Source organism: Mycobacterium sp., from assembly GCF_049281135.1.
In the GTDB taxonomy this organism is placed as follows: Bacteria; Actinomycetota; Actinomycetes; order Mycobacteriales; family Mycobacteriaceae; genus Mycobacterium.
The window spans coordinates 1-3,986 of record NZ_JBAPRN010000732.1 but is presented as its reverse complement, the minus strand read 5'-3'; the positions used below and the strand labels follow the sequence as shown (position 1 = coordinate 3,986).

Genomic DNA, 3,986 nt, shown 5'->3' with positions numbered 1-3,986 from the left:
CCAGCATCTGCACTTGACCGCCGACGAGCGCAAGATCCTGCTTGTTTCGGGCGCGGCCGGGGAATGGCGGCGACATTCAATTCCCCGTTGGCATCCATTCTGCTGGCCATCGAGCTGTTGCCGTTCGAGTGGCGGCCTCGCAGTACTGTGCCGGTCGAGGGGGCCGTCTCGGTCGCGACGATCGTGCGGTCATTCATCCTGGGCGGCGACCCGGTCTTCCCCGTGATTCAACATGTCACCCAAATTCCTTGGAACATAGACCTGTTGGCGCTCGTCACCGGTGTGTGCGGTGCTGCGATCGCCATCGTCACCACCGGTGGGTGTACGCGTCCGAAGATGCGTTCTCGCGTCTGCCATTTCACTGGATGTGGTGGCCCGCCATCGGTGGCCTGGTGATCGGGATCGGTGGACTCATCCAGCCGCGCGCCCTCGGCGTCGGCTACGACGTGATCGGCGCGCTGTTGACTGGCCATGCCGCGTTGTCGCTCATCGTCGGGATACTCACCGTGAAGACGGCGATCTGGTCGTTGTCGCTGGGGTCGGGCACCTCGGGTGGTGTGCTGGCGCCGCTGTTCATGATCGGCGGCGCACTGGGAGCCCTTGTCGGACACTGGTTCCCGGTCGCGTTCCCGGAATTCTGGGCGCTTCTAGGGCGGGCCGCCGTGGTCGGCGCCGCGATGCGCGCGCCGTTGACCGGCATCGTCTTCACCCTAGAACTCACCAACGCCTGGCCTGCGCTCTTCCCGCTGATCATCGCCTCGTTTGCGCACCCGCCACTTTGTCACCTTTGGACGTCCTCGCCCTGTCGCCGCCGACGCAGCGCCTGGGTCACCGCCGAGGGCACTGGGCTGACGCCGCACGGCAGCTGCAGGCATCCCGGTCGAGCAGCACGATGTCGCATTCTCGCCAGAAATGTCGGTGGCCCGGTGTAATTGTCGAATCGTGCACGAAGACTTCGACCGCTGCTACCGAGCCGTCCAATCCAAGGACGCTCGGTTCGACGGCTGGTTCGTCACCGCCGTGCGGACCACCGGGATATATTGCCGACCCAGCTGTCCCGTCCGTCCGCCATTCGCCCGTAACGTGCGGTTCTTTCCAACCGCGGCAGCCGCGCAACGTGCCGGGTTTCGCGCGTGCAAACGCTGCCGTCCGGACGCGTCGCCGGGCTCGCCGGATTGGAACATTCGCGACGACCTCGTCGCACGGGCCATGCGGCTGATCGCCGATGGCACCATCGACCGCGAGGGTGTCGGGGGCCTCGCCGCCCGCCTCGGCTACACCACCCGACAACTTCAGCGATTACTGCAGGCAGAAACCGGCGCCGGCCCGCTTGCTCTGGCTCGCGCGCAACGCATCCAGACCGCACGGGTCCTGATCGAGACGACGGATTTGCCATTCGGCGACGTCGCATTTGCCGCAGGATTTTCCAGCATCCGCCAATTCAACGACACGCTGCGCCTGGTGTGCGACAGCACTCCGACTCAGTTGCGTAAGCGCGCGACCGCTCGGTTAGGCGGTGCCGCAACAGATGTGAGGGCACCGGGCACTGTGTCGCTGCGTTTGCCGGTACGGGTTCCGTTCGCCTACGAAGGGGTGTTCGGCCACCTGGCCGCCAGCGTGGTCCCCGGCTGTGAGGAAATTCGTGACGGCGCCTATCGGCGGACCCTGCGACTACCGTTCGGCAACGGAATCGCCAGCCTGACACCGGCGCCCGATCATGTCCGATGCGTGCTGGTGCTCGACGACTTTCGCGATCTGACAACCGCGATCGCGCGGTGCCGACGGCTTCTCGACCTCGACGCCGACCCGGACGCCGTGATCGACGTGTTGAGTTCCGATGCCGCCCTGGCCCCGGTGGTTGCCAAGGCACCTGGGCAGCGAATACCACGCACCGTCGACGAGGCCGAACTCGCAGTGCGAGCGGTGCTGGGTCAGCAGGTATCGATCAAGGCCGCGCGGACCCACGCAAGCCGATTGGTCGTCGCGTACGGCGATCCGGTCCACGATGCCAACGGCGCACTGACGCATACGTTTCCGTCGATCGAGCAACTCAGCGACATCGATCCGGCCCACCTGGCCGTTCCGAACTCGCGCCGTCGGACCGTCACCGGCCTCGTCGCCGCGCTTGCCGATGGCAGAGTCGTGCTCAACCCCGGCTGCGACTGGGACGAGGCTCGTAGTCAACTGCTCGCGGTGCCCGGAATCGGACCGTGGACCGCGGAGGTGATCGCGATGCGCGGCCTGGGTGACCCCGACGCCTTTCCCGCCAGCGATCTCGGATTGCGTTTGGCCGCCGAGCAGTTGGGCTTCCCGAGCGACCACCGCGAATTGAGCGCGTTGAGCCGCCGCTGGCGACCCTGGCGTTCCTACGCCACCCAATATCTGTGGACGACGCTGGAGCACCCGGTGAACCATTGGCCAGCAGAGGAGATCGCATGACCCACTACCGCACCATTTACAGTCCAATTACAACGCTTTGTAGAAAATGCTAGAACGGTTCCAGGTGGCAGCGGATTGTCTGGGGCTGGCATAAATGGACTTCTGCCGCTTTTGTCTGCTGGCCGGCGCAGTCTGCGCCTCGCTTCTCGGCGTCTAAATCGCCTGTTCCGGTTCACTTTTCGACGCCCAGCGCTTGGCGGTACCAGTCAGCGACACTCAGGCCGGCTGCGATCATCACCGGGATCGCCAGGTCCTCAGCCAGGCCGGTACTTGGGTGTTAAGCCAATCAACCACAGCGGCTAGGTGAGCGCGGAATTCACTGGGATCGGTGGACGGCTTAAATCTTCGCAGCTCGTCGGGGAGCAGAGCTGCCAGCGATTCCGGATCATCGGTGGCGCGGCGCCGACTGTGCCTGACCGTCACGACCGGCCACCGTGCGCCGCAAGCCGGCGGGTCCGCGACAGCTTCGCTGCTTTGGCTTCCGCCTCTTAGTCGGTGTCGGGCAGACCCAACCTCGCAAGCAGCTGCGCCAACAGCGCCCGCTGCTGGGTGAACTTACTGACTATCGAAAAACGGGAACCCGTTTTGCTCGCGGACAGCCTCGAACGCATTACGTCCCGGTCTCGATGGCGGGGTGGGGTTATACCGGGTGGGCCGGCGGGAGTGCCTGCACTGGTAGCCGAGGGCGCAGCCGACACAAGCGACAGCACACAAGCAGTGCGGCTAGGCGAAACAAGTCACAGAAGAATCGTGAATCCCAACAGTCACGACCCTGACAGATTCTTAAATGTTAATCATCTAAACCACAGCTAACTATGTGTGGTTTATAACCTTGTTCTCAGGTACAGTCGGCGCCACGATGTGACACACGCGTCGAATAGCTGGTGCCTATCAGAAGGAGATCATGGTCATGCAACAAGCACTTCGCCCCCATGCCATCGCTGGAGTCGCCCTGGCGTTGGGCGCCAGCCTGATCGCGCTCACTTCAGCGACAGCACCGTCACCCGCCATACCTCACGTTTACCTGCCCGCGATCCAGCTCACTGGAGGCGATCCGAACACAGCCATCGAAAGTCTGCTGTCTACGCTGGACAGCAATCTCAACAGTGACTTGACGACGCTGGAAAGCGATGTGACCAGTGGTTTCTCAACTCTGGAAAGCGATGTCACCAGTGGCTTGTCCACTCTGGACAGCGACCTTGGCCTCAATGGCGCTCTGAGTCACGATCTCTTCAATTTAGGCAACGGCGTGAATACTGAGCTTGCATTGCTGAATAGCAACCTGCTCGCCGGCTTTAGCAATGTAACAACTGAGTTGACAACGATCTCACAAGAACTTGGCTCGGGTGGCCAGATAGATTATGACCTCAACACCATATATATCCAGCTGGGCACTCAGCTTGGGACTGCCGACGTGTTGCTGCAAGATATCAATGAGGTGCTGCTTCACATCTGTGCTTCGGCCTGTGCGTCGCTGTAATCACACGTTGCGGTTTGGCTAACCAAGCGTCACCACGCTGGTCCGTTCTGTCACGCCAGGCGTCGCC

The 3,986-nt window shown here is 62.8% G+C and carries 4 protein-coding genes; all 4 read left to right on the top strand.

Features of this window, described 5'->3' with window-relative positions:
- On the top strand, nucleotides 1-396 hold a 396-nt coding region (locus WAN02_RS29255; protein WP_422268883.1), incomplete at its 5' end, for a chloride channel protein.
- Nucleotides 366-932, top strand: a complete 567-nt coding sequence (locus tag WAN02_RS29250) for a chloride channel protein (protein WP_422268882.1) — start codon at nucleotides 366-368, stop codon at nucleotides 930-932. The genes WAN02_RS29255 and WAN02_RS29250, both read left to right, overlap by 31 nt.
- Before the next feature lie 10 nt (nucleotides 933-942).
- On the top strand, nucleotides 943-2,439 hold the full coding sequence (locus WAN02_RS29245) for an AlkA N-terminal domain-containing protein (RefSeq protein ID WP_422268881.1): 1,497 nt from the start codon (nucleotides 943-945) through the stop codon (nucleotides 2,437-2,439).
- A 910-nt stretch (nucleotides 2,440-3,349) separates the two neighbouring features.
- On the top strand, nucleotides 3,350-3,919 hold the full coding sequence (locus WAN02_RS29240; protein WP_422268880.1) for a hypothetical protein: 570 nt from the start codon (nucleotides 3,350-3,352) through the stop codon (nucleotides 3,917-3,919).
- The last annotated feature ends 67 nt before the right edge of the window (nucleotides 3,920-3,986 follow it).

Bases quoted from the DNA above. Each gene is read 5' to 3' on its own strand.
- WAN02_RS29250 (WP_422268882.1), top strand. From the start codon at position 366: ATGTGGTGGCCCGCCATCGGTGGCCTGGTGATCGGGATCGGTGGACTC.
- WAN02_RS29240 (WP_422268880.1), top strand. From the start codon at position 3,350: ATGCAACAAGCACTTCGCCCCCATGCCATCGCTGGAGTCGCCCTGGCG.